This window comes from Stutzerimonas chloritidismutans, assembly GCF_038562055.1.
In the GTDB taxonomy this organism is placed as follows: domain Bacteria; phylum Pseudomonadota; class Gammaproteobacteria; order Pseudomonadales; family Pseudomonadaceae; genus Stutzerimonas; species Stutzerimonas chloritidismutans_A.
Genome location: NZ_JBCFXD010000007.1, coordinates 1 through 24,322 on the forward strand (window position 1 = coordinate 1; position 24,322 = coordinate 24,322).

Sequence of the window (24,322 nt, forward strand, 5' to 3'; positions counted from 1 at the left end):
TGCGCAGCAACTTCGGCAGCGACATCAACGAAACCCGCCTGATCCTCAGCTACACCCTGGCGCTCTGGTAAGACCAGCAAGCATCACTGCATTGACTCCTCGTTGATCTTTTACCGGGCCCTGGCGGCCCGGGTTTTTATCGAATCGAGAGCCCCTCAGCCGCGCAGAAACGCAAGCACCGGACGGGTGAAATCATCGCCGGTTTCGACGTTCGACAGGTGCGCCGCCTCCAGATCGATCAACTGTGCACCGTCCACATGAGCCTGGATGAAGCGCCCGTGTTCAATTGTCGTGACCGGATCGTGGCGGCCACAGACCACCAGCGTCGGTACCTTGATCGCGCCCAGCTGCTCCCGATAATCGGCATCGCGCACCGCAGCGCAGTTGGCGGCGTATCCGGTTGGTGAAGTGCCTGCGATCATCTGGGTGATACGGCTGGTCTGTTCCGGCGAGCGTCCGGCAAAGGTCGGTGTGAACCAACGTGAAACGGCGGCATCTCGCATGTCGCGCATGGCCTGCTCGCCGCCGCGCAGCACGCCGTCGATCCGCTCGTTCCACACCGCGTCGGTGCCGATTTTCGCGCCGGTGTTGCACAGCACCAGACGGGTCAAGCGCTCGCCTGCGTGGATGCCCAGCCATTGGCCGATCAGGCCACCCATGGACAAACCGCAGAAGGCGAAACGGTCGATTGCCAGGGAATCGACCAGATCCAGCACGTCCCGGCCGAGCTGCTCGATGCTGTACGGGCCAGGGGTGACGGAAGATCCGCCGTGGCCGCGGGTGTCATAACGCAGCACTCGGAAGTGTTCGCTGAACGCGGGGACCTGTGCATCCCACATCTCGAATGTCGTGCCCAGCGAGTTGGACAGCACCAGTACAGGCGCATCCACCGGGCCATCGAAGCGGTAATTCAGTTCGCCATCGGCGAGTTTGATGCTGGGCATGGGAGCTCTCCTGGGTAACAAATTAACAGCAGATGCGGGTGGACTGACTGGCGGACTGAAGACTACCCGACGAGGGCGCGACATCAATGGCCGTCGTTGGGCCGCGCGGCGTTCCGCTGCAACCCACCCTGGCAAAAGGTCAGACCTTTTCCAGCGCCAGCGCCAAACCCTGCCCCACGCCGACGCACATGGTCGCCAGCCCCAGCTTGCCGCCGTTCTTTTCCAGCGCGTGGACGGTGGTCAGCACCAGACGCGCACCGCTCATGCCCAGCGGGTGGCCGAGGGCGATGGCCCCGCCCTGCGGGTTGACCTTCAGGCTGTCATCGTCCAGTCCCAGGTCGCGCGTCACCGCCAGCGCCTGAGCGGCGAAGGCTTCGTTGAGTTCGATCACATCGAAGTCGCTCACGGCCAGATTCAGCCGCTCGCACAGCTTGCGCACTGCAGGGACCGGACCATAGCCCATGACCCGCGGCGCCACGCCAGCGCTGGCCATGCCGAGCACTTTGGCGCGAGGCTTGAGGCCGTATTTCTTGACCGCTTCAGCGCTGGCGAGAATCATCGCTGCTGCTCCGTCGTTGACGCCCGAAGCATTGCCGGCGGTGACCGTCTTGTCCGGTCCGTTAACCGGCTTGAGCTTGGCCAGCGCCTCGACGCTGGTGTCTGGGCGCGGATGCTCGTCGGTATCCACGACGGTATCGCCCTTGCGGCCTTTGATCACCACCGGAACTATTTCCTCGGCGAAGAAACCGGCCGCCTGCGCCTTGCCGGTGCGTTGCTGGCTGCGCAGTGCGAAGGCGTCTTGGTCCTCACGGCTGACCTGGTGCTCTTCGGCTACGTTGTCGGCGGTCTGGGGCATGGCATCGACGCCGTACATCTCCTTCATCTTCGGGTTGATGAAGCGCCAGCCAATGGTGGTGTCTTCGATCTTCTGCGTGCGGCCGAACGCGGTATCGGCCTTGCCCATCACGTAAGGCGCGCGGGTCATGGACTCGACGCCGCCGGCGATGGCCAGCTCCATTTCACCGCAGGCGATGGCGCGAAAAGCGCTACCCACGGCATCCATGCCCGACGCACAGAGGCGATTGAGTGTCACGCCCGGTACGGTTTCCGGCAGGCCGGCCAGCAGCGCGGCCATGCGCGCGACGTTGCGGTTGTCCTCACCGGCCTGGTTGGCGCTGCCCATGAAGACTTCCTCAACCGCTGCCGGGTCGAGTCCGGGGTTGCGCTCGAGCAGTGCCTTGATCGGCGTGGCTGCCAGATCGTCGGTTCGCACGGCAGCCAGCGCACCGCCGAAGCGACCAATGGGCGTGCGTACCGCATCGCAGATATAGACTTCGCGTGTCACTCGTCACCTCCAGCTTGTCCGTGGGCGGCGGCGGTGCGGGCCTCAAGGGCACGCAGGGCCTCCAGTTCAGTATTGGTCGGCGCCGCGGTTTCGCCCAGTTGATCGGCGAAACGGATGGCCCAACCGGTGTTCTCGATTACCTGTTCTCGGGTCACGCCCGGGTGCAGCGAAGTCACCACGAATTCGTTGGACCCCGCTTCGGGCTCCATGATGCACAGGTCGGTGATGATCCCAACCGGCCCGCTGCCCGGCAGCCCGAGCCGCTTGCGGTGGTCACCACCCTCGCCAAACCCGACCGAAGTAATGAACGCCAGCTTGTCGACAAAGGTGCGGTGCGACTGTTTGAGAATGATCAGCACCTTTTTAGCCGACCCTGCAATTTCCGGCGCCCCGCCAGCCCCTGGCAAGCGAACTTTCGGTTGGTGATAGTTACCGATCACCGTGGTGTTGATGTTGCCGTACTTGTCCACCTGCGCCGCGCCGAGAAAGCCGACGTCGATGCGGCCACCTTGCAGCCAGTAGCGAAAGATCTCGGCGGTGGGCACCACAGTGTCAGCGGTCTCTGCCAGCTCGCCATCGCCGATGGACAGCGGCAGCACGGACGGCTTGGCGCCAATGGGGCCAGATTCGTAGATCAGCACCACCTCCGGTGCGTGAGTCAGGCGCGCCAGGTTCGCGGCTTTGGATGGCAGGCCGATGCCGACAAAGCAGACACTGCCGTCGCCGAGCCGACGGGAGGCGGCAACGGTCATCATTTCATTGGTGCTGTAATCATTGGCGTGAGCGCTCATCACTGGGCCTCCTGCTGCGCGGCCAGCCTGGCCCCTATCTTTTCTTGAAAGGCTGAAAAATCTTCGGTACCGCGAATGAACTCATTGATCCAGGCGGTGAAGGTATCGCGGTCACGGGCAATCGGGTCCCACTGCTGGTAGAAGCGGTTGTCACGCTCGTAGTAGCCATGCGCATAGGACGGATGCGCGCCTCCCGGTACCAGGCACACGGCACTCAGCGCCCAGGTCGGCAATACGCAGGCATTCATCGGTGCCTGCAGGTCATCGACGATTTCCTCGACGGTGACGATGCAGCGCTTGGCCGCCAGCGCCGCTTCCTTCTGCACACCCAGAATACCGGCGATCAGCACGTTGCCGTTGCGATCGGCCTTCTGCGCGTGGATCACGGTGACGTCCGGGCGCACGCTGGGAACTGCAGCCAGCGTTTCGCCAGTAAAGGGGCAATCGATGAACTTGATCATCGGATTGACCTTCGGCAAATCGGAACCCAGGTAGGCGCGCAGCACCGCGAACGGCAGTCCGGACGCACCGGCAACGTAGGCGTTGGCCAAATCGGCGTGGCTGTGCTCTTCGATTTCCAGCGGCTGTGGCCACTGCTTTTCCACGGCGTCTCGCAGGCGGTGCAAGGAACCCACACCCGGATTGCCGCCCCAGGAGAACACCAGTTTCTTCGCGCAACCGGCGCCGATCAGCAGGTCATAAACCAGGTCGGGGGTCATCCGTACCAGGGTCAGGTCCTTCTTGTCCTGACGGATGAGTTCATGGGCGGCGGCGGTGGGGATCAGATGCGTGAAGCCTTCAAGCGCAACGGTGTCACCGTTGCTGACGAAGCGATCCACTGCTTCGCGAAGGGAAAGAAGATCGGCCATGGGTCTGTCTCGTGTGGCTAGCGAAATGCGCGTGATGCGCTTGCGATTCACACTACCCATCGAGCCCACTCGGGACAATCCGATAATCGATTAGCTGTGCGATTAACGAACACTAACCACAATCACCCCGATCGACCGAGACGACCTTCCTCGCCATCTCCCGTACGCGGATACCGTCCGCTGCATCAGTGGAACAGACGGGTACTCAGCTCCTGGCTCGCCTCCAGCAGCACTGGCAGGAAGCGTGTCTCAAGCTCCTGCTTGGTCATTCGACTGGCGTGGGTGCCGACGTTCAGCGCAGCCAGCACCTGGCCTGCGGAATCCTTCAGCGGTACGGCCAGCGAGCGCAGGCCGACTTCCAACTCCTGGTCGATGATGACCCAACCCTGCTGCCTGATCTCGGCGATCGAGGCACGGATGGCCTCAGGCGTGTGCAACGTGCGGCTGGTTTTGATCTGCAGGTTCGCGTGTTCCAGATAATCGTCCAGCGCGGCATCGTCCAGCGCCGCCAGCAGAATTCGGCCCATGGAGGTGCAGTACGCCGGCAGCCGGCTGCCTACGCTGAGGTCGACCGAAATCAGTCGCTGCGGCGTGGCAGAACGAGCCAAATAGAGCACTTCATCGCCTTCCAGCGTCGCCATCGAGCAGGCTTCGTGGAGCTGATCGCTGAGACGGTCAAGGATCGGCTGCGCGGTGACCGCCAGCGGCGTTGAGGACAGATAGGCATGGCCGAGGGTCAGTACCTTGGGCAGCAGCGAATAGGTGCGCCCGTCGGTGGTGGCGTAGCCCAGCTTGATCAGCGTGTGCAGGCAACGCCGCACCGCGGCCCGGGGGATTTCCGTGCGGTGGCTGATCTGGGCAATGGTCAGATGGCGCTTGCGCTCCTGAAACGCATGTATCACCGCCAGCCCCCGCGCCAGCGAGGTCATGAAATTGGGATCGCCGGTCAGCGCTTCGATGCGTTTGGCCGGCGACGCGATGATGGCCGGCGCCATCGGAGCAAGACTGGGGCGGGATTCGTCATTCATGGCAGGCGTCCTCGGCGAAAGCGATGGGCGATTATCGTACTGTCGTTCGATAATCGCAGAGTTGATCACTTAAAGCCAAGGGCTGTAGCTGTTACAAAAGTTGCCAGGTGTAGTTGAAGATCAGCCGATTTTCGTCGATATCGCTGCGATAGTTGGAGCGCGCGGTGACGTTGCGCACCCGTACCGCCAGATTCTTCAGCACACCGCTCTGAAAGGTGTAGCCAAGGTCCAGATCGCGCTCCCACGCCTGCCCCTCGAAGCCCCGACCGGTGTCTACGTTGTGACCGCGCAGGTAGCGCAGCGTGGACACCAGTCCAGGGATACCGACAGCAGAAAAGTCGAAGTCATGCCGCAACTGCCAGGAGCGCTCATCGGCACCGGCGAATTCGTAAGTGGGCACTTCATTGCCCAGCGGGCTGACGTTGTTGAAAACCCGGGGAAAGGCATCGTCGCCGAACATCGCCTGGTAGCCGACCGAAAAGGTGTGGCCTCCACGCTTGGCCGACAGCAGCGAAAACAGCGCCTGGTTATCGATGTCACCCAGCATGCGCTCGCCGTCCTCTTCAGAATCATAGAAGCCGAGATTGGCGCCGAACACCCAATCTGCCACCGGCTCACTGTGCTTGAGGTTATACAAACGCTGATTGTAGATGTCCTTGAGCTGCGCGTACCAGATGCCGGCGCTGGTGCGCTTGTCGTTGAAGGCATAGTCCGCGCCGGCATAGTTGAAGCGGTCAGTCTCGGCATAGCCACCCAACTGCGGGATATGGCCGAGCTTCGCGCGCATCTTGCCGTCACCCGCTTCGTTGAGCACGCTGGCCGAGCGGAACTGACCGGCCTGCACAGTCAGCCCGTCGATTTCCTGGGCTACGAGACTGGCGCCTTGATAGGTCGGTGGCAGCAGGCGGATGTCACTGAAGGTCAGAACTGGCAGGTTCGGGGTCAGCTCGCCGAGCTTGAGTTCGGTCTTCGACAGCCGGGCCTTGAGCGCCGCGCCAATGCGTCCGAAGTCATCTGCCGCGTTGCCATCACTGCCGGTCGGAAGCAAGCCGGTGTTGACCCGACTACCGCTGCTGTCGAGCTTGAAGCCTAGCTGGCCAAGCACATCGACGCCGAAACCGACGGCGCCTTCGGTGTAGCCCGACCTGACGTTGAGAATGAAACCTTGCGCCCACTCCTGCGCTTTGGATTGCTGGTTAGGCCCGACAATGTCGGAGAAGTCGCGACTGAAGTAATAGTTCCGCGCCAGCAGCGTTGCCGTGGTGCCGTCGATGAAGCCCACCTCGGCAGCATGCGCTGTGAAGAGGCTGAGGCTGGTGCCGACGGCCAGGGCGATGCGGGACAGTTTCAGCTTGTTTTTCATTCTTATGGACTCGTCGTTATTGTTTTTCAGGTACACACCCGCCGTACCGCCAGCATGAGCTGGCAGACAGACGAGGTTCAGTTGGAAGCGGTGTGGCTCAGCGCGTTGGCTGTTTCTCTTCAAGCACCGGAGTGCCAACCGATGCTGTCGACCGAGGCCGTCGCGCCGCCAGCAGTAGATGGGCGGCCAAGCCGAAGATCAGCCCCCAGAATGCCGCGGACAAACCGAGCAACGACATGCCGGAGGCGGTCACCAGAAAGGTGATCAGTGCGGCTTCGCGATCCGCTGGCACTGACATCGCAGCGCTCAGTGCGCCGCCGATGGCGGCCAGTAGCGCCAGCCCGGCCAAGGCAGCGATCAGTGCCGCGGGAAACGCCGTGAACACCGATACCAGAGTCGCACCAAAAATACCCAGCAACAGGTAGAACACCCCGCCGGAGACGCCGGCGACATAGCGTTTAGCCGGATCCTCGTGGGCTTCCTTGCCGGTGCAGATCGCGGCGGTGATTGCAGCCAGGTTCAGGCCGTGGCAACCGAACGGCGCCAGGATCAGCGAGCCCAACGCACTGCTGCTGATCAAAGGGCTCGCCGGCGTCTGGTAACCTTCGTTGCGCAGCACCGCCATGCCCGGTACGAACTGCCCGGTCAGCGCGACCATCACCAGCGGCAAGGCCACGCCCACGACCACCTGCCAGCTGAACTCAGGGGTGATCCAGATCGGTGTCGCCAGCCCGATCACCAACGCCTCGCTGTGCAGCTCGCCGCTGGCAACGGCCATGGCCACCCCTACCGCCAGCACAGCCATCACCGCATAGCGCGGCATTGCCCGCTTGAACAGCAGATAGGTTGCGAACATTGCCAGTACCAGGCCGGGCTGTTCCTTGACTGCCACGAACAACCCGGTGCCAAAGCGAAACAGGATGCCCGCCAGCATGGCCGCGGAGATCGCCGCGGGCAGCTTGCGAATGATTCGGTCGAACGCGCCCGACAGCCCGACCAGCAGCACGATCAGACTGGAGACCAGGTAGGCACCGACCGCCTCGTTCAGACTGATGTCCGGCAGCATGGTCACCAGCAACGCCGAACCCGGTGCGGACCAGGCAATGATGATCGGCACACGGTAGAGCAGGCTGAGAACGATGCCCAGCACACCGCTCCCGATGGACACCGTCCACACCCAGGAGGACAGCATGTCGCGCGGCAAGCCACCCGCCTCCGCCGCCTGGAAGATGATCACCAGCGGCCCGGCGTAGGAAATCACCGTCGCGATAAAGCCGGCGACAACCGCCGACAGGGAAAAATCTTGGTACAGCGCTTTCATATCGCCTCGCACGTCAGGCATGGCGCCCCGTGACAGCGTCCGGCGCGCTCGTGTTGTTGTGGTCATGCAGTCTGGCCCGTTGAGCGTGGGGTGGATGACGCTTCACCCATCCACCGCCGGCAATGCATGGAGCCGGTGGATGAAAAGAGCGTCATCCACCCTACGTCAGCCGCGACATCCGTGCTTGCCGCCGCAGCCACGCCTCACGCCTCTTGCAAAGCCCGCGGGCGGTTGCTGCGTTGCTCGGCTTCAAGCGCCGGGGCTTTCTGCAGCTGGAAGTCGAATTCGACTTCCGCAAACCGCCCCTGCACCCCACGAGCCTGCGCCGCCTCTGGTTCGTCGTTGAAATGAATGTCACCGACCAGGCCGTCACGGGTGGCGTAGGCGAAGTCGTCCCACAGGTACTTGTCGCCGGCCAGGTTGATCTGGGTGGTCAGATGACGATGACCCGGTGCGGAGATAAAGAAGTGGATATGCGCCGGGCGCTGACCGTGGCGACCGAGAGTGTCGAGCACCTCCTGGGTCGGACCGTCGGGCGAGCAGCCATAGCCGGACGGCACGATGCTGCGCGCGCGGTAACAGCCGCTCTCGTCGGTGACGATGCGGCGACGCAGGTTGTAGTCGGACTGGCTCTTGTCGAAGTAGGAATAGTTGCCCTGGGTGTTGGCGTGCCACAGGTCCACAGTGGCGCCAGCGAGAGGCTTTCCGTCCGGCCCGGTAACACGCCCCTGCAGGAACATCGTCGTGGCGACACCCTCCTCGCTGCCATCGTCCATGCGGACTTCGCCTTCAGCAATCGGCGCGCCGGAGACGTAAAGCGGCCCTTCGATGGTGCGCGGCGTACCGCCAGTCAGGCCGATCTGAGCGTCCTTGGCATCTTCCAGCAAGTCGAGAAAGTGTTCGAGGCCGAGCCCGGCGACCAGCAAGCCGGCTTCATTGCGCCCGCCGAGGCGATTGAGGTAGTCAACTGCCTTCCAGAATTCGTCCTGGCTGATTTCCAGGTCTTCGATGATCTTCGCCGCGTCGACCAGGATGCGGTTGGTCACGGTCTTCATCCGGCTGCTGCCGTCGTCATTGTTGAAGCCGCTGGCTTCCTTGAAGAATTGCTGGATTTCCGGGGAGTGGGAGATTTTCACAATCATGGCTCAGGCCTCATCTTGTAGTTGTGGTAACGCTGGGTCGCTGGCCGGCGGACACCGGCCTCTTTCAAATTCGATCAGCTGTCGTTTTCACGAATCGAGGATGGGTGCCGGCACAGCGGGTCGACCTCGATTTCCATGTAGGGGAACAGCGGCAGCTGCATCAGGGTGTCGTGCAGCTCCTGCACGCTGGCCACATCGAACACGCTGTAGTTGGCGTACTGACCGGCGATGCGCCACAGGTGGCGCCACTTGCCCTCGCGCATAAGGCGTTGGGCCAGTTCCTTCTCGTCGGCCTTGAGCTTGAAGGCCTTGCCCGGGTCCATGTCGACGGGCAGTTTTACGGTCATCTTTACGTGGAACAGCATCGGTTCAGCCTCCGGTTATTTGCGACTGAAGAACGCCAGGCGCTCTTCATCCAGGGTCAGACCGAGACCCGGCGTGCGCGGCACTTCCAGCTGGAAGTCGCGATAGACCGGTGCGTCGGTGACGATTTCTTCGGTGAGCAGCAGCGGCCCGAACAGCTCGGTGCCCCACTGCAGTTTGTTCAGCGTGAGGAAGGCATGCGCCGAAGCCAGGGTGCCGATGGCGCCTTCGAGCATGGTGCCGCCATACAGCGCCACGCCTGCGGCTTCGGCGATCTGCGCGGTGCGCAGCACGGCACGTGGGCCGCCGTTCTTGGCGATCTTCAGGGCGAAAATACTGGCGGCGCCGTCGGCCGCCAGGCTGAAGGCGTCCTCGACGCTATCGATGGATTCGTCGGCCATGATCGGCGCGGGGCTGCGCTGGTTCAGCCTGATCTGCCCGCCGCGGTTGATCCGCGAGATGGGCTGCTCGATCAGATCAATACCGTTGTCGCCGAGGATGCGGCAGGCCCGCAGCGCCACCGACTCGTCCCACGCCTGGTTGACGTCGACACGCACACTGGCGCGCTCGCCGAGGGCCTGCTTGATGGCGATGACGTGCTTGAGGTCGGCATTCACTTCGCCAGCGCCGATCTTCAGCTTGAAGATGCGATGGCGGCGGATATCGAGCATGCGCTCGGCCTCTTCGATGTCCTCGGCCGTGTTGCCGCTGGCCAGGGTCCAGGCGACTTCCAGGCGGTCACGTACGCGGCCGCCGAGCAGCTCGCTGACCGGCAGCCCGAGGCGCTTGCCCTGAGCGTCCAGCAGTGCGCTTTCGAGGCCGGACTTGGCGAAGGTATTGCCCTTGGCCGCCTTGTCCAGGCGCAGCATGGCAGCGTTGATGTTCGCCGCATCCTGCCCCACCAGCAGCCGGCCGAGGTGGCTGTCGATGTTCTGCTTGATGCTATCCGGGCTCTCGTTGCCGTAGGCCAGGCCACCAATGGTGGTGGACTCACCGATGCCTTCGAGACCGTCACTGCACTTTGCGCGGATGACCACCAGCGTCTGCCTCTGCATGGTGTGCATGGCCAGCTTGTGCGGGCGGATGGTTGGCAGGTCGACGACGATTGCCTGGATGCTTTCGATCAGGATGGGGCTCATATCGATTTCCGATTTACCAGTGTCAGAATTCACGCCTTGGCCGCCGACAGCACGATTGGTGGGGCGTCCGGGCTGCGCTTGCTGGAGATGGCGAAGACGGCCATGGCCAGTGCGGCGACGACGCCCGGCACGGCGAAGGCCATGAAGTTGAGTTGCAGCGGCAGGTTGATGCCCAGCAGTGCCCCACCCAGCAATGGGCCGACGATGGCGCCGTTGCGGCCGATACCCGAGGCCCAGCCGAGACCGGTGGAGCGGATGGACAGGCCGTAGAACTGGGCGGCGGTTGCGTACAGCAGGATCTGCGTGCCGATCACGGTGGCACCGGCGATGAAGATCAGTGTGTAGAGGACCGGCATCGGCGTCTTGAAACCCAGCAGGCTGATGGAGGCCACCGACACGGCGAAGAACACCACCACCACTTTCGACAGGTTGAAACGGTCGCCCAGCCAGCCGCCGAGAATGGCACCAGCCATCCCGCCGAAGTTCAGCGCCAGCAGGAACGACAGGCTGGAACCCAGGCTGTAACCCGCGTTGGCCATCAGTTTCGGCAGCCAGGAGCCCAGCGCGTAGACCATCAACAGGCAGCAGAAGAACGCCAGCCACAGCGACACCGTGCGCACACCACGACCATCACGAAACAGCTCCAGCACCGAGGCGCTCTTGCCCTTCACGTCGGTCATTACCAGTTCATCGTCTGCGGACAGCTGGCTGCTGGGGTCGACCTTGTTCAGCAGCGCTCGGGCCTGTTCAACGCGGCCCTGACGAACCAGGAAACCCACCGATTCCGGCAGATACCAGAGAATCAATGGCAACAGCAGCAGCGGCACGGCAGCAGCGAAGAACATCGCTTCCCAGCCGAAGCGCGGCAGCATGTAGATTCCGAGGCCGGCCGACAGCATGCCGCCCAACGAGTAGCCGCTGAACATGACGGCTACCAGCGTGCTGCGCAGTTTCTTCGGCGCGTATTCATTCATCAGCGCCACCACGTTGGGCATCAGCCCGCCGCAGCCGAGACCGGCGAGAAAGCGGAAGATGCCGAACTCGGTGGGCGTGCTGGCAAAACCGTTGAGCACCGTGGCGCCGCTGAACAACACGAAGCAGATAGCGATGCCTTTCTTGCGGCCGATGCGGTCGGCCAGGGTGCCGAACACCAGCGCGCCGAACATCATGCCGAATAGCGCATAACTGCCGAGGGCGCCGGCTTCCAGTGGGCTCAGCCCCCACTCTTTCATGATCACCGGCAGCACCACGCCGTAGATGAACAGGTCGTAGCCGTCGAAGATCAGCAGCAGTGCGCAGAGGCACACGACCAGCCAGTGGAAGCGGCTGAAGCGCGCGTTATCGATGATTTCGTGAACATCTACTTTTCGCATGGCAAGACTCTCTATTGTTTTTGTTAGTCGCGGTTCGGCCGCAGCGGTAGCGCTGCAAGCCCGAGGTGCCCTGACGCTGGCCGATCAGGCCGGTCTCTGTGATTCAGCCGAGGTCGCCACCACCCACCGGCAGCGTCACGCCGGTGATGTAGGAAGCGTCGTCCGAAGCGAGAAACAGGATGGCGCCGGCCTGCTCGTCGACTGTCCCGTAGCGTTTCATCAGCGATGAGTCGACGGTTTGATCGACGATCTGCTGGTACCAGATCTTTTCCTGCTCGCTCTGCTCGGCGGCGTTGCGCGGAATACGGCGCGGCGGCGCCTCGGTCCCGCCCGGCGCGGTGGCGTTGACGCGAATCCCGCGCTCGGCATTTTCGAAGGCCAGGCACGCGGTCAGCGCATTGACGCCGCCCTTGGCCGCGCCGTAGGGCACGCGGTTGAGGCTGCGGGTGGCGATCGAAGAGACGTTGACGATGGCGCCCGCGCCCTGCTCCAGCATGTGCGGCAGCGCGGCGTGACAACACCACAGCGTGGGGAACAGCGAGCGGCGCACTTCGGCCTCGATCTCGTGTTCCTGGTAATGCTCGAAGGGCTTGGCCCAGATGGTGCCGCCGACATTATTGATAAGGATGTCGAGACGGCCGAAGCGTTCTTGGGCAGCATCCATCACCCGATGGCAGTCCGCGAACTGTTCGAGGTCGGCGGTCAAGGTCAGCACCTCGACACCCTTCGCCCCTAGCTCATCGGCCAGTTCATGGACCAACTCAGAGCGGTCGACCAGCAACAGCCTGGCACCCTCTTCGCCCATGCGCTCGGCAACACGCCGACCGATACCCTGGGCCGCGCCGGTGATCACGGCGACCTTGTTCTGAAAACGTGTGTTCATCTACCCAACCTCTGGAATGGCGAGGGATTCGGTGGGCAATGCGGCGCAGTTGCCCACCCTACGGCTGGCGAATCAGGCGCTGGCGGCAAACTTCTCGTAGTAGAAGTTCGCCGGTTCCAGCCCCTGCTCGCGAATGAACCCGCTGACCGCCTCGACCATCGGAGGCGGGCCGCAGAGGTAGATGTCCACCTCACCGTCATTCAGGTGCTTGGGCTCGATGTGCTGGGTCACGTAACCCGTCTGTGGATAGGCGCTGTCCGGGCTGGCGACGCAGGCGCTGTAAGTGAAGTTAGGGATACGCGCAGCGAAGGCCTCGAGCTTCTCCATCTCCACCAGGTCGTGGTCGTGGGTGACGCCGTAGATCAGGTGCAGCGGATGCTCGCTACCCTGCTCGGCGATCTTCTCCAGCATTGCGGTGAACGGCGCGAGGCCGGTGCCGCCCGCCAGCAACAGCAGCGGCCGCTTGATTTCGCGCAGATAGAAGGCGCCAAGCGGGCCGGCCAGGTTGACGCTGTCGCCAGCCTTGGCAAGGTTGGTCAGAAAGCTGCTCATCAGGCCGCCCGGCACGTTGCGGATCAGGAAGCTGACCTCGCCGTCCTTCTGCAGCGAGCTGAAGGAATAGGCGCGGGTCTGGTCGCTGCCGGGCACCTGCAGGTTCACGTACTGCCCGGGCAGGAACGCCAGCTGGTTCAGCGATTCGCCCTTGATCGACAGCGCAATGGTGCTCTCGGAGAGCTGGCGCACATTGCTGATCGCAGCCTGGTAGTTGGCCTGCTGGGTCTTGCAGATGTCAGAAGCGGCCGGCACGCGAATCACGCAGTCGCTTTCGGCGAGCATCTGGCAGGTCAATACGTAACCCTGCTCGGCTTCGGCGTCGCTCAGCGCGTCCTCGATGTATTCCTCGCCGAGGTCGTAGCGACCGCTTTCGGCGAAGCACTTGCAGGCTCCGCAGGCACCGTCCCGGCAATCCAGCGGGACGTTGATGCCTTGGCGGTACGCGGCATCGGCGACGGTTTCGCCTAAGTTGGCGTCGATGAAACGGGTGACGCCGTCTTCGAAGTTCAATGCGATCTTGTGAGTCATGGCGGCGCCCTCAGAGGTGGTACACGTCGATCATCTGGCGGATGTAGTCGTTCTTCAGCACGACCTTCTTGGCCTTGATCAGCGGGTTCTCGCCGCGCGTATCCAGGGTGTAGAAGCTGGTGCCGTAGAAGTGGTCGACTGTCTTGTAGCGAAAGCTCATCGTGTGCCAGTTGAAGCGCAGCTTGCAGACGCCATCGGCCTGTCCGAGCAGCTCTAGATTGCTGATGTTGTGGCTCGTGCGCGTATCCGGAATGGTCGCGCTGGACCGCTCGGTGCGGATGCGAAACACCCGGTCTTCGAGGCCGCTGCGGTTGCCGTACCAGATCAGCGAAATTTCGCTCATCGGGTCCTGGGTCAGCTGGTCGCGGTCATCCCAGGCCGGCATCCAGAAGGTGGCGTCCGGCGCATAGAGTTCGAGCCAGGCGTCCCAGTCCTTGTCGTCCAGGTAGCGCGCTTCGCGGTAGAGGAAGTCGCGCGCGGTTTCGTAGGAAAGCGTCATTACGCGCCCTCCACGTGGATCAGTTGGTCCTGCTCTTGCTGCACCGCCTTGATCATCTGCTGCTGCCAGTAGTGATGCTGCAGCACGAACAGGCCTTCATCCTCGGTGCGCACGCCGCTCATCAGCGGATGCAGGTCGATCTCCTGCGCGCCCTCATCAGCGCCGTCGATCCAGTGCTTTGCACCGCGGGACATGTCGTTCCATTCCATCGCCCTTCCGGCGAAGCCATGCTGGCAGGCGCGAAACTCTTCCAGGTCGTCGGGGGTGGCCATGCCGCTGACGTTGAAGAAGTCTTCGTACTGGCGGATGCGGCGGGCGCGGGCTTCGGCGCTTTCGCCCTTGGGGGCGATGCAGTAGATGGTGACCTCGGTCTTGTCGACGGAGATCGGCTTGGCGATGCGCAGCTGCGAGCCGAACTGGTCCATCAGATACAGGTTCGGGTAGAGGCAGAGGTTGCGCGAGTTTTCGATCATCCAGTCGGTCCGCGCCTGGCCGAACTCGGCGATCATCTCGTCACGGCGCGCATAAAGCGGGCGGTCTTCCGGGTTGTCCCAGCGTGTCCAGAGCAGCAGGTGGCCGTTCTCGAAGGAGTAGAAACCGCCGCCCTTCTTGCCCCAGCCGCCGGCGCTCATGGCGCGGATATCATCACCTGCTTCCTTGAGCTTGCGCTGCTGTTGGGTGGCGGCGTAGTTCCAGTGCACGGCGGTGACGTGGTAGCCATCGGCACCGTTCTCGGCCTGCAGCTTCCAGTTGCCTTCATAGACATAGGTGGACGAGCCGCGTAGCACTTCGATGCCGTCCGGCGACTGGTCGACCACCATGTCGATGATCTTTTTCGATTCGCCGAGGAAGTCTTCCAGCGGTGCCACGTCCTCACGCAGGCTGCCGAACAGGAAGCCGCGATAGGACTCGAAGCGCGCAACCTTCTTCAGGTCGTGGGAGCCGTCGCAGTTGAAGCTATCCGGGTAGCCGGCCTCCTTCGGGTCCTTGACCTTCAGCAGCTTGCCGGAGTTATTGAACGTCCAGCCGTGGAACGGGCAGGTGTAGGTCGCCTTGTTGCCACTTTTGAAGCGGCACAGCATCGCGCCGCGATGGCTACAGGCGTTGATGAAGGCGTTGAGTTCGCCGTCCTTGTTGCGGGCGATGAAGATCGGCTGACGACCCATCTGGGTGGTGTAGTAGTCGTTCTTCTCGGGAATCTGGCTCTCGTGAGCGAGGTACAGCCAGTTGCCCTCGAAGATGTGTTTCATCTCCAGATCGAACAACCGAGCGTCGGTGAACATCTCGCGCTTGCAGCGAAAGACGCCCTTCTCTTTATCTTCTTCGAGCAGCGAATCAAGGTAGTCGAATCCCAGGGACATGGCCGGGGCCTCCATTGTTATTGTGTCTACGTGATGAAGGCTACGGCGCGGGAGACGGCATCAATATCCGATTCCTGCAGCACCTTTATCCGTTTTCTGCAAAACAATGGAGCGCGTGGCCCGATGAAGCCGGACGACCTTGCGCAACAAGCCGTGACGCCATAAGCGGCGCCGGGTGATCGCGTCAGTGCGGATTACGACAGGAATTGATCAGACGCGCCAACCGTCAGGGCTGGCCCATGACCGCTGTAATCTTCTCGGCCAGGGCGTCCATATCAAAAGGCTTGCCCAGCCTAGGCAGGTTGCCGGCGCGCCCGCCGAGTTTGTCGGCGTATCCGGTGGCGAGAATGACCGGCAGTTGCGGATACCGGTGCCGGATCAAGTCGGCCAGCTGTGTGCCTGTCATGTGCGGCATGGCCTGATCGGTCAGCACCAGATCGATCTGGTGTCGCGTGAGTATCTCCAGCGCCTGCTCGGCAGAACTTGCCTCGATCACCTCGCAACCAAGCTCTTCGAGCATTGCAGCGGTCGTCATCAGCACCAGCGGATCATCATCGACCGCCAGCACTTGCAGCGCCATCACGCTCTGTGGCTCCGGCTGCTGGACGCTGTCGGTTTTAGCCGGTGCAACCGCACTGACCGCCAGGGGCAACCACAGCTCGGCGGTGGTGCCACGGCTCTTCTCGCTTTTGAGCAACAGGCGCCCTCCCGACTGAGCGGCCAAACCGTGAACCATCGAGAGTCCCAGGCCCGTGCCCTTGCCAACACCCTTGGTGGTGAAGAACGGTTCCATCGCTTGTGCGAGCGTCGCCTCGTCCATCCCCGAGCCATCATCGGTCAGCGCCAGGCACACGTAGTTGCCCGGTTGCAAAGGACCCTCTTTGGTATCGAAGCGGTGTTCGCACGCGGAAATGGTGACAGTGCCGCCATTGGGCATGGCGTCCCGCGCGTTCACGGCCAGATTCAGCAGCGCCAGTTCGACCTGATTGGCATCCGCCAGGACGGGCTGGAGCAAAAGCGGAAAGCGCGTGTCGATGTTGATACAGGGTCCGAGCGATTGTCTGAGCAGATCCGCCATGCCGCGGACCAGAGCAGACAGATCGACCAGCTCCAGGTGCAATTCCTGGCGTCGTGCATAGGCCAACATGCGCTGGGACAGCGATATGCCCCGCTGCGCACCCTGGATGGCGTTGTCCAGCAAGGGAACGACCCTCGGGTCGCCGTCCACGCGCCGACGGACGATTTCGAGGCCGCCGCGCACGGCCATCAGCAGGTTGTTGAAGTCATGGGCGATGCCACCGGTCAGCCTGCCGAGAGATTCCATCTTTTGCGCCTGGAACAGCGCCTCGCGCGTCTTCTCCAGTGCGCGCTGCGCCTCCACAGTTTCGGTGATATCGCGGGTCACCTTGGCAAAGCCGATCAGAACGCCGGTCTCGCTGCGGATCGGGTCGACCACCACGCTCGCCCAGAACCGCGAACCATCCTTGCGCACCCGCCAACCCTGACTCTCGAACCGACCCTGGCGCAACGCAGTAGCGAGGCCTCGTTGTGGCGTGCCGTTCTGTCGATCTTCCTCGGTAAAGAACAGCGAGTAGTGCTGACCAATCACTTCATCGGGCTGATATCCCTTGATCCGTTGCGCGCCCGCATTCCAGTTGGTGACGAGCCCGGTCGGGTCCAGCATATAGATGGCGTAATCGGTGACGCTCTGCACCAGCAGCCGAAACTGTTGTTCGCTATGTTTGAGCGACTCCTCGGCCAGCTTGCGCTCGGTGAGGTCGCGGGTGATCTTGGCAAAACCGATCAGGCCGCCGTCCGGCGAGCGGATCGGGTCGACCACCACATGGCACCAGAAGCGCGAGCCATCTTTGCGCACCCGCCAGCCCTCACCTTCGAAACGCCCACTCGCCGCTTGATCCAGCGTCCGCTGCGGCATGCCGGCCGCGCGGTCTTCCGCCGTATAAAAGCGAGAGAAGTGCTCGCCGATGATCTCGGCCTCTTCGTAACCCTTGAAGCGCCTCGCGCCGGCGTTCCAACTGACGACCCGGCCGTCGACATCCAGCATGTAGATCGCATAATCGGTCACCGCTTCGATCAGCAGCCGATATCGATCATCGAGTCCCATCAGCGTGTTCGACGCGGCCCCTAGCATGCCAATATCCCTTGCCGAGTGATTTAGTCAGGATAGTGACGAGCGCTGAACGCAGAAGATATGCGCAGCTGGCCAACGTCCCATCAGGATAGGCACCCCGGCAACGCGAGAGTTCGCCCGCGCGGCGGGGGAATAGAAGCGCTCGCCAAGCGCTGTGCAACGGCGCACAGCGCAACCTCGGTTGCACTACCGGCAAGCGGGAGACTAGTGATGTTTGCGCAGTGTGTCTGACGGCAGCTCGCCGAAGGTGCTCTTGTAGCTTTCGGAGAATCGCCCGAGATGGAGAAAGCCGTAGTCCATGGCAATTTCGGTGATGTTGCGGACCTTGGCCGAGGGGTCGCTCAGGCGGCCGTGGATGTGCTCCAGCTTGCGTTGGCGGATGTAGGACTTCGGCGTCGTGCCGACCTTGCGCTCGAACAGCGTGTACAGCGAACGCGCGCTCATGTTGGCCAGCTGCGCAAGCTGCTCGATGGAGATGTCGTGCTTGAGGTGTTCATCAATGTAATCGGTGATGCGCCCGAACGACGGGCAGCTCTCGCTCAGCGGCTCACGGTAGATGTTATTGGCCAGGGTGCAGAGCAGCTTGGAGGCGATGATGCGGCTGTATTGCTCCTGCAGTTGAGGCACGCAGTGGTCGGCTTCGGCTTCCTGGCAAATCAGGCCCAGCAGACTTTCGATGCCTTCGAGCTGCTTGAGCTCGTACCGGCTGGCGGTAAATCGGATGCCCTCACCGGGTGCTCGCCACTGATTATCGGCGCAGGCCTTTTCAAGAAACGAAGCGGGTAACTTGACGATCAGCTTCTCGCAATCGTCGGAGTATGTCAGGTCTACCGGATCGTCCGGGTTGATCAGCAGCAGCTCGCCTGGGGTGAAATAGTGCTCCTGTCCACGACCACGCCAGAGGCAATGCCCGCGTTGCAGCAGCTGCAGGTGATAGATGGTTTCCAAGGCTGGCGAGGTGACATGGACGCTACCGCCATAACTTAGCTTGCAAAGATCAAGCTTGCCGAAAGTGCAATGGCTGAGGCTGGCTTGCGGGTGGCCCGTACGCGGTAGCTGAATGCAGTGCGTGCCGACGTGCTGATTGACGTACTCCGAGACCAGGTGAGGGTCGACCCGGTCAAAGATCCGGCTTTTGCTATTCAGCAGATTGTCCATCGCGAGGCACTCTTGTCTTTATTATGGTGAGGCCGCGCCAACACAGCGGCGCCAGGCCTGCCCGTTCCTGATTCCGGGCATTGGCCGGCCGGTCGGGCTGCGAAGCATACAACTGCCAAGAGCATAGAAGATCGGCCCGGACTTCGACATCCCAGGCGGCCGGTTACCGCACGCTTTCGAAGAGCTTCGCCAGGTCCAAAGCCACTGTTGCCGTGACCTCAAGCGCTCAGGCAGGACCACATGGATAGCTCGTTTCTGCGCGCAGCGTGTCTGCGATGGCCTGTGCCGCCACCGAGAGTTCATGGCCGGGCTTGGTCAGGATGCCCACAGGTTTCTCGATCACCGGATCGGTCAGCGCAACACAGCACGCACCGAGCTCCAGCATCTGCTGACGACACAGCGCCGGTACGGCACTGACACCCAGACCGCTGCCAACCATGCGCCCCACCGTTGCCAGCTGGTGACTTTCGAACTGCACCGGCAACTGACGGCCCCTCGGGCGCAGGTGGTCTTCAAGCATGACGCGCACCGTCGAGGGGCGCTGAAGCGTAATGAAGGGATATTCCAGCAAGGCCTCCCAACTCACTTCCTTCTGGCTCGCCAACATCGAGTCAGCTGGCACCACCGCCACGAAACGGTCGGTGTACAGGGGGGTGAAGGTCAGCGGCGTGCTCGGCTCGGGTTCGAAGGCGATGCCGATCTCCACCTGGCGATCGCGGACCATTTCCATGACCTGCTCGTTGATCACGTCGTGCACCGTGACGCTGATCGAGGGGTAACGGTCGCGAAAGGTTCGCAGGACCGCCGGCAGCAAGTTGCCGGCAAAGGACGGCATCGAGGCCAGAACCACCCGCCCCTGTCGCAGCGTAAACCGCTGACGCAGCTCATCCTCGGCATTATCCCAATCGGCCAGCAGGCGACGCGCCAGCGGCAGCAGCGCTTCGCCTTCAGGGGTAAGGCCGACGGCACGCGTGGTGCGGCTGAACAGACGCCCTCCCAGGCTGTCCTCAAGCGCCTTGATGGTCAGGCTCAGCGCCGACTGCGACAGATGCAGACGTTCGCAGGCCTGGGCAAAGCTCAAGGTGTGCGCCACAGCCAGGAAAGCGCGAAGTTGTTTGACGGTCATCAAATCGGATCCGGGAGAGCGCGTAACGACGCTTTGTTTCGTTTTATCAATCAATCGCGCTTAAAAATCAACTTAACAAATCCATCACAGATGGGAACACTCGTTTGCAGCTCACCACGAACAACCCAACAACAAAAAGGAATCGTTTATGGCTGGTTTCGACAAGCGCGTGAATTCCTATGCCGAGGCACTTGAAGGCCTCGAAGACGGCATGACTGTTCTGGCCGGTGGCTTCGGCCTCTGCGGCATCCCTGAAAACCTGATCGCCGAAATCAAGCGCAAGGGCACCCGCGATCTGACAGTCGTTTCCAACAACTGCGGCGTCGACGGCTTCGGCCTCGGGGTACTGCTGGAGGATCGGCAGATCCGCAAGATGATCGCTTCCTACGTCGGTGAAAACGCGCTGTTCGAAAAGCAGCTGCTCAACGGCGAGCTGGAGGTCGAGCTGACGCCCCAAGGCACGCTGGCGGAAAAGATGCGCGCAGGCGGAGCCGGCATTCCGGCCTTCTACACCGCGACCGGCTACGGCACCCCCATCGCCGAAGGCAAGGACGTGCGTGATTTCAATGGCCGTCCACACATCCTCGAGCACGCCATCACCGGCGACTTCGCCATCGTCAAGGGCTGGAAGGCGGACCGCTACGGCAACGTCATCTACCGCCACACCGCGCAGAACTTCAATCCGCTGGCCGCCGCCGCCGGCAAGGTCACCGTGGTGGAGGTCGAGGAAATCGTCGAACCCGGCGAGATCGACCCCACCCAGATCCACACGCCTGGCATCTACGTCGACCGCCTCATCTGCGGCACCTTCGAGAAGCGCATCGAAAAGCGCACCGTCCGCAGCTAATCAAAAGAATAAGAGGAACAGACCATGGCACTGTCTCGTGAACAAATGGCCCAGCGCGTCGCCCGCGAACTGCAGGACGGCTTTTACGTGAACCTCGGCATCGGCATCCCGACTCTGGTTGCCAACTACGTGCCGGAAGGCATGGAAGTCATGCTGCAGTCGGAGAACGGCCTGCTCGGCATGGGCGCCTTCCCCACCGAGCAAGAGCTCGACGCCGACATGATCAACGCCGGCAAACAGACTGTCACCGCACGGGTCGGGGCGTCCATTTTCAACTCCGCCGAATCCTTCGCGATGATCCGTGGTGGGCATATCGACCTCACCGTACTCGGCGCTTTCGAGGTCGACGTTCAGGGCAACATCGCCTCCTGGATGATCCCCGGCAAGCTGATCAAAGGCATGGGCGGCGCCATGGACCTGGTTGCTGGTGCCGAAAACATCATCGTGCTGATGACGCACGCCTCCAAGGATGGCGAGTCCAAGCTGCTGCCCAAGTGCACCCTGCCGCTGACCGGTGCCGGCTGCATCAAGCGGGTACTGACCGACCTGGCCTATCTGGAAATCGAGAAAGGCGCCTTTGTCCTCAAGGAACGCGCGCCGGGCGTGAGCGTCGAGGAGATTGTCGCCAAGACTGCCGGTGAGCTGGTGGTCCCGGATCACGTTCCGGAAATGCAGTTCGCCTGATCGGCGTATTTCCAAGGCCTCGTGGTGCGCGCAGCGCATGCGGGGCTTTTCCCGCTTCGGATTGGAGAATTTTTCATGCAAGACGTCGTTATCGTCGCCGCCACTCGCACTGCCATTGGCGCCTTCCAAGGCAGCCTGGCGAACATCGCCGCGCCTGATCTGGGTGCAGCCGTGATCAAGCGCCTGCTCGAGCAGACGGGGCTCAACCCTGCCGAAGTCGACGAAGTCATTCTCGGCCAGGTGCTGACCGCCGGTTCCGGCCAGAACCCTGCGCGTCAGGCGTCTATCAAGGCCGGCCTGCCCCATGCCGTACCGTCATTCACACTGAACAAGGTGTGCGGTTCGGGCCTCAAGGCGCTGCATCTGGCGACCCAGGCCATTCGCTGCGGCGATGCCGAGGTGGTTATTGCCGGGGGCCAGGAAAACATGAGCCTCGCGCCCTATGTGCTGCCCAAGGCCCGCACAGGCCTGCGCATGGGCCATGCCGAGCTGGTCGACAGCATGATCAGCGATGGCCTCTGGGATGCCTTCAACGATTTCCACATGGGTATCACGGCGGAGAACCTCGTCGACAAGTACCAGATCAGCCGTGAAGCGCAGGACGCCTTCGCTGCGTCATCACAGCAGAAGGCCGTCGCCGCCATCGAGGCCGGGCGTTTCAACGACGAGATCACGCCCATCGAAATTCCTCAGCGCAAAGGTGATCCGCTGCGTTTCGACACCGACGAGCAACCACGTGCCGGGACCACCGCCGAGTCACTGGCCAAGCTCAGGCCAGCCTTCAAGAAGGACGGTTCAGTCACCGCGGGCAACGCCTCCAGTCTCAACGACGGCGCCGCGGCGGTGTTGCTGATGAGCGCCGACAAAGCCAAGGCGCTCGGCCTGCCGGTGCTGGCGACGATCAAGGCCTACGCCAACGCAGGCGTTGACCCCGCAATCATGGGGATTGCGCCGGTGTCGGCCACCCGTCGCTGCCTGGACAAAGCCGGCTGGTCGCTCGACGAGCTGGACCTGATCGAAGCCAACGAGGCCTTCGCCGCTCAGGCACTGTCGGTGGAGCAAGAGCTCGGCTGGGATGCGAGCAAGGTCAACGTCAACGGCGGCGCCATCGCCCTGGGCCACCCGATTGGTGCTTCGGGCTGCCGGGTGCTGGTCACGCTGCTACACGAGATGATCCGCCGCGACGCGAAAAAAGGCCTTGCCACGCTGTGCATCGGCGGCGGCCAGGGCGTTGCACTGGCCATCGAGCGCGGCTAAACCAACTACATCGGCTCATAACGGAGAATTAACGCTGCGACCAGGATCGACCGCTCGACGTATTGAAATGACTGAGGCGCACGCCACGCACGTGCACCGCCTTAAAAAGAAGAATAACCAAGGATCAATAGCCATGCTCAGCTCCGTTACCGCTTTGAGCGTCAAGCTCATTCAGCGATACCTCCCCTCGCCTTTCGTGTTTGCCATTCTCCTCAGCCTCATCGTCCTTGCTGCCAGCATGCTGGTCACCGGCCAGGGTTTGCCCGCCATGGCCCAGCACTGGGGTACGGGTTTTTGGAATTTGCTCACCTTCGCCATGCAGATGGCGCTGATCCTGGTCACTGGCCATGCCCTGGCCAGCGCCCCCTTGATCCATCGCTTGCTGGCGGGCCTGGCGCGAACCGCCCGCACACCAGGCCGTGCGGTAGTACTGGTTACGCTGGTGGCGCTGGCCGGCTCGTGGATCAACTGGGGCTTCGGCCTTGTGATCGGTGCGGTGTTCGCCCGCGCACTGGCCCGTGAAGTAAAAGGCGTCGATTATCCATTGCTGGTCGCTGCGGCCTACTCGGGCTTTCTGATCTGGCACGGCGGACTGTCCGGTTCCATCCCCCTTTCGCTGGCCACTGGAGGGGCAGATCTGGAGCGCATGACCGGCGGCGTGGTGACTGCCGCCATCGGCGTCGGCGACACCCTGTTCACAACCATGAACCTGACCATCATTGCACTGCTGGTGATCGGTCTGCCGATCCTCAACTGGGCCATGCATCCGAAAGACCCAAAAGTTGCGGACCCTGCAAAACTGCTAGACCCCGCTCATGAGGCCCTGCCGCGTAACACCCTGGCGCAGCGCATGGACGACAGCCGCATCCTCAACCTGATCATCGTTGCGCTGGCTGTGGTGTATTTCGGTTTCTACTTCGCTGCGAACGGCTTCGCTCTAACACTGAACATCGTCATCGGCTTATTCCTGTTTATCGGCCTGGCGCTGCACGGCTCGCCCGAACGCTACATGCGTGCGGTACAGGACGGAATCGGCGGCATCAGTGGCATCGTCATCCAATTCCCCTTCTACGCCGGAATCATGGGGATGATGGTCGGCGCCAACGCTGAGGGGTTGTCACTGGGCCGGCAGATCACCGACACCTTCATCGCCTGGTCTTCGGCAGACACCTTCCCGGTGCTGGCTTTTCTAAGCGCTGGGCTGGTCAACGTCTTCGTACCATCCGGTGGCGGCCAATGGGCTGTGCAAGGACCGATCATGCTGCCGGCTGGCCAGGCGCTCGGCGTGACGCCAGCCGTCACAGCCATGGCGATTGCCTGGGGTGATGCCTGGACCAACATGATCCAGCCGTTCTGGGCACTGCCGATCCTCGGCATCGTTGGGCTCGGTGCGCGCGACATCATGGGCTATTGCCTGCTGATGCTGGTGTATTCGGGCATCGTCATTTCAGGCTGTTTGTATTTCTTCGGCTGATGCGAAGTCCGGCGGGGTGGATGTCGCTTTTTACATCCACCGTGACATCGCTCGGTGGGCAGCCACCCGGTGGATCGCCACCCGGTGGATCGATGAAGCGTGATCCACCCTAGGTGTGCA

The 24,322-nt window shown here is 62.4% G+C and carries 22 protein-coding genes; 4 read left to right on the top strand and 18 right to left on the bottom strand.

Features of this window, described 5'->3' with window-relative positions:
* Positions 1-155: 155 nt before the first annotated feature.
* From pcaD to AAGW23_RS12260, 18 genes are all read right to left on the bottom strand, one after another.
* Positions 156-944 (bottom strand): 3-oxoadipate enol-lactonase, encoded by a 789-nt coding sequence (gene pcaD / locus AAGW23_RS12175; protein WP_342406749.1) that lies wholly within the window; start codon positions 942-944, stop codon positions 156-158.
* A 139-nt stretch (positions 945-1,083) separates the two neighbouring features.
* A complete protein-coding gene (pcaF, locus tag AAGW23_RS12180; protein WP_342406750.1) occupies positions 1,084-2,289 on the bottom strand; it encodes a 3-oxoadipyl-CoA thiolase in 1,206 nt (401 codons plus the stop codon).
* A complete protein-coding gene (locus AAGW23_RS12185; RefSeq protein WP_342406751.1) occupies positions 2,286-3,080 on the bottom strand; it encodes a CoA-transferase subunit beta in 795 nt (264 codons plus the stop codon). Before AAGW23_RS12185 ends, pcaF begins: the two co-directional genes overlap by 4 nt.
* Positions 3,080-3,949: a CoA transferase subunit A gene (locus AAGW23_RS12190; RefSeq protein ID WP_342406752.1), complete on the bottom strand. Its 870-nt coding sequence runs from the start codon at positions 3,947-3,949 to the stop codon at positions 3,080-3,082. Before AAGW23_RS12190 ends, AAGW23_RS12185 begins: the two co-directional genes overlap by 1 nt.
* A 185-nt stretch (positions 3,950-4,134) precedes the next feature.
* A complete protein-coding gene (locus tag AAGW23_RS12195; RefSeq protein WP_342406753.1) occupies positions 4,135-4,977 on the bottom strand; it encodes an IclR family transcriptional regulator domain-containing protein in 843 nt (280 codons plus the stop codon).
* A gap of 91 nt (positions 4,978-5,068) precedes the next feature.
* Positions 5,069-6,340 (bottom strand): OprD family porin, encoded by a 1,272-nt coding sequence (locus AAGW23_RS12200; protein ID WP_342406754.1) that lies wholly within the window; start codon positions 6,338-6,340, stop codon positions 5,069-5,071.
* Between the two features lie 97 nt (positions 6,341-6,437).
* Positions 6,438-7,661 carry a benzoate/H(+) symporter BenE family transporter gene (locus AAGW23_RS12205; protein ID WP_342406927.1) on the bottom strand — a complete coding sequence of 408 codons (1,224 nt, stop codon included), beginning with the start codon at positions 7,659-7,661 and terminating at the stop codon, positions 6,438-6,440.
* A 203-nt stretch (positions 7,662-7,864) separates the two neighbouring features.
* Positions 7,865-8,803: a catechol 1,2-dioxygenase gene (gene catA / locus AAGW23_RS12210; protein WP_342406755.1), complete on the bottom strand. Its 939-nt coding sequence runs from the start codon at positions 8,801-8,803 to the stop codon at positions 7,865-7,867.
* A 74-nt stretch (positions 8,804-8,877) separates the two neighbouring features.
* Positions 8,878-9,168, bottom strand: a complete 291-nt coding sequence (gene catC, locus AAGW23_RS12215) for a muconolactone Delta-isomerase (protein ID WP_342406756.1) — start codon at positions 9,166-9,168, stop codon at positions 8,878-8,880.
* 15 nt (positions 9,169-9,183) lie between these two features.
* Positions 9,184-10,305 (bottom strand): muconate cycloisomerase family protein, encoded by a 1,122-nt coding sequence (locus AAGW23_RS12220; protein ID WP_342406757.1) that lies wholly within the window; start codon positions 10,303-10,305, stop codon positions 9,184-9,186.
* Positions 10,306-10,334: 29 nt separating this feature from the next.
* Complete coding sequence (locus AAGW23_RS12225) at positions 10,335-11,678, bottom strand: MFS transporter (protein WP_342406758.1); 1,344 nt, start codon at positions 11,676-11,678, stop codon at positions 10,335-10,337.
* A gap of 103 nt (positions 11,679-11,781) precedes the next feature.
* Positions 11,782-12,561, bottom strand: a complete 780-nt coding sequence (locus tag AAGW23_RS12230) for a 1,6-dihydroxycyclohexa-2,4-diene-1-carboxylate dehydrogenase (RefSeq protein ID WP_342406759.1) — start codon at positions 12,559-12,561, stop codon at positions 11,782-11,784.
* A 72-nt stretch (positions 12,562-12,633) separates the two neighbouring features.
* Positions 12,634-13,644: a benzoate 1,2-dioxygenase electron transfer component BenC gene (gene benC / locus AAGW23_RS12235; protein ID WP_342406760.1), complete on the bottom strand. Its 1,011-nt coding sequence runs from the start codon at positions 13,642-13,644 to the stop codon at positions 12,634-12,636.
* A 10-nt stretch (positions 13,645-13,654) separates the two neighbouring features.
* On the bottom strand, positions 13,655-14,143 hold the full coding sequence (benB, locus tag AAGW23_RS12240; protein ID WP_342406761.1) for a benzoate 1,2-dioxygenase small subunit: 489 nt from the start codon (positions 14,141-14,143) through the stop codon (positions 13,655-13,657).
* Positions 14,143-15,504: a benzoate 1,2-dioxygenase large subunit gene (gene benA, locus AAGW23_RS12245; RefSeq protein ID WP_342406762.1), complete on the bottom strand. Its 1,362-nt coding sequence runs from the start codon at positions 15,502-15,504 to the stop codon at positions 14,143-14,145. The genes benB and benA overlap by 1 nt, the downstream gene beginning before the upstream one ends.
* Positions 15,505-15,730: 226 nt before the next feature.
* Positions 15,731-17,656 carry a PAS domain S-box protein gene (locus AAGW23_RS12250; protein ID WP_342406763.1) on the bottom strand — a complete coding sequence of 642 codons (1,926 nt, stop codon included), beginning with the start codon at positions 17,654-17,656 and terminating at the stop codon, positions 15,731-15,733.
* Positions 17,657-17,860: 204 nt separating this feature from the next.
* Entirely contained in the window at positions 17,861-18,814 is a 954-nt protein-coding gene (locus AAGW23_RS12255; RefSeq protein WP_342406764.1) for an AraC family transcriptional regulator, read from the bottom strand.
* A gap of 226 nt (positions 18,815-19,040) precedes the next feature.
* On the bottom strand, positions 19,041-19,940 hold the full coding sequence (locus AAGW23_RS12260) for a LysR family transcriptional regulator (RefSeq protein ID WP_342406765.1): 900 nt from the start codon (positions 19,938-19,940) through the stop codon (positions 19,041-19,043).
* Between the two features lie 148 nt (positions 19,941-20,088).
* On the opposite strand from AAGW23_RS12260, the gene AAGW23_RS12265 reads away from it, so the two are divergent.
* The 4 genes from AAGW23_RS12265 to AAGW23_RS12280 all read left to right on the top strand — a co-directional run bounded on the left by AAGW23_RS12265 (position 20,089) and on the right by AAGW23_RS12280 (position 24,202).
* Positions 20,089-20,787 carry a CoA transferase subunit A gene (locus AAGW23_RS12265; RefSeq protein ID WP_342406766.1) on the top strand — a complete coding sequence of 233 codons (699 nt, stop codon included), beginning with the start codon at positions 20,089-20,091 and terminating at the stop codon, positions 20,785-20,787.
* Between the two features lie 24 nt (positions 20,788-20,811).
* The gene (locus AAGW23_RS12270) at positions 20,812-21,471 is read left to right on the top strand and encodes a CoA transferase subunit B (protein WP_200639559.1); all 660 of its coding nucleotides are present in this window, start codon (positions 20,812-20,814) and stop codon (positions 21,469-21,471) included.
* Between the two features lie 75 nt (positions 21,472-21,546).
* Positions 21,547-22,728 carry an acetyl-CoA C-acetyltransferase gene (locus AAGW23_RS12275; RefSeq protein ID WP_342406767.1) on the top strand — a complete coding sequence of 394 codons (1,182 nt, stop codon included), beginning with the start codon at positions 21,547-21,549 and terminating at the stop codon, positions 22,726-22,728.
* A 133-nt stretch (positions 22,729-22,861) separates the two neighbouring features.
* Positions 22,862-24,202 carry a short-chain fatty acid transporter gene (locus tag AAGW23_RS12280; RefSeq protein ID WP_342406768.1) on the top strand — a complete coding sequence of 447 codons (1,341 nt, stop codon included), beginning with the start codon at positions 22,862-22,864 and terminating at the stop codon, positions 24,200-24,202.
* The last annotated feature ends 120 nt before the right edge of the window (positions 24,203-24,322 follow it).

Bases quoted from the DNA above. Each gene is read 5' to 3' on its own strand.
- pcaD (WP_342406749.1), bottom strand. From the start codon at position 944: ATGCCCAGCATCAAACTCGCCGATGGCGAACTGAATTACCGCTTCGAT.
- AAGW23_RS12185 (WP_342406751.1), bottom strand. From the start codon at position 3,080: ATGAGCGCTCACGCCAATGATTACAGCACCAATGAAATGATGACCGTT.
- AAGW23_RS12190 (WP_342406752.1), bottom strand. From the start codon at position 3,949: ATGGCCGATCTTCTTTCCCTTCGCGAAGCAGTGGATCGCTTCGTCAGC.
- AAGW23_RS12195 (WP_342406753.1), bottom strand. From the start codon at position 4,977: ATGAATGACGAATCCCGCCCCAGTCTTGCTCCGATGGCGCCGGCCATC.
- AAGW23_RS12200 (WP_342406754.1), bottom strand. From the start codon at position 6,340: ATGAAAAACAAGCTGAAACTGTCCCGCATCGCCCTGGCCGTCGGCACC.
- AAGW23_RS12205 (WP_342406927.1), bottom strand. From the start codon at position 7,661: ATGAAAGCGCTGTACCAAGATTTTTCCCTGTCGGCGGTTGTCGCCGGC.
- catA (WP_342406755.1), bottom strand. From the start codon at position 8,803: ATGATTGTGAAAATCTCCCACTCCCCGGAAATCCAGCAATTCTTCAAG.
- catC (WP_342406756.1), bottom strand. From the start codon at position 9,168: ATGCTGTTCCACGTAAAGATGACCGTAAAACTGCCCGTCGACATGGAC.
- AAGW23_RS12220 (WP_342406757.1), bottom strand. From the start codon at position 10,305: ATGAGCCCCATCCTGATCGAAAGCATCCAGGCAATCGTCGTCGACCTG.
- AAGW23_RS12225 (WP_342406758.1), bottom strand. From the start codon at position 11,678: ATGCGAAAAGTAGATGTTCACGAAATCATCGATAACGCGCGCTTCAGC.
- AAGW23_RS12230 (WP_342406759.1), bottom strand. From the start codon at position 12,561: ATGAACACACGTTTTCAGAACAAGGTCGCCGTGATCACCGGCGCGGCC.
- benC (WP_342406760.1), bottom strand. From the start codon at position 13,644: ATGACTCACAAGATCGCATTGAACTTCGAAGACGGCGTCACCCGTTTC.
- benB (WP_342406761.1), bottom strand. From the start codon at position 14,143: ATGACGCTTTCCTACGAAACCGCGCGCGACTTCCTCTACCGCGAAGCG.
- benA (WP_342406762.1), bottom strand. From the start codon at position 15,504: ATGTCCCTGGGATTCGACTACCTTGATTCGCTGCTCGAAGAAGATAAA.
- AAGW23_RS12250 (WP_342406763.1), bottom strand. From the start codon at position 17,656: ATGCTAGGGGCCGCGTCGAACACGCTGATGGGACTCGATGATCGATAT.
- AAGW23_RS12255 (WP_342406764.1), bottom strand. From the start codon at position 18,814: ATGGACAATCTGCTGAATAGCAAAAGCCGGATCTTTGACCGGGTCGAC.
- AAGW23_RS12260 (WP_342406765.1), bottom strand. From the start codon at position 19,940: ATGACCGTCAAACAACTTCGCGCTTTCCTGGCTGTGGCGCACACCTTG.
- AAGW23_RS12265 (WP_342406766.1), top strand. From the start codon at position 20,089: ATGGCTGGTTTCGACAAGCGCGTGAATTCCTATGCCGAGGCACTTGAA.
- AAGW23_RS12270 (WP_200639559.1), top strand. From the start codon at position 20,812: ATGGCACTGTCTCGTGAACAAATGGCCCAGCGCGTCGCCCGCGAACTG.
- AAGW23_RS12275 (WP_342406767.1), top strand. From the start codon at position 21,547: ATGCAAGACGTCGTTATCGTCGCCGCCACTCGCACTGCCATTGGCGCC.
- AAGW23_RS12280 (WP_342406768.1), top strand. From the start codon at position 22,862: ATGCTCAGCTCCGTTACCGCTTTGAGCGTCAAGCTCATTCAGCGATAC.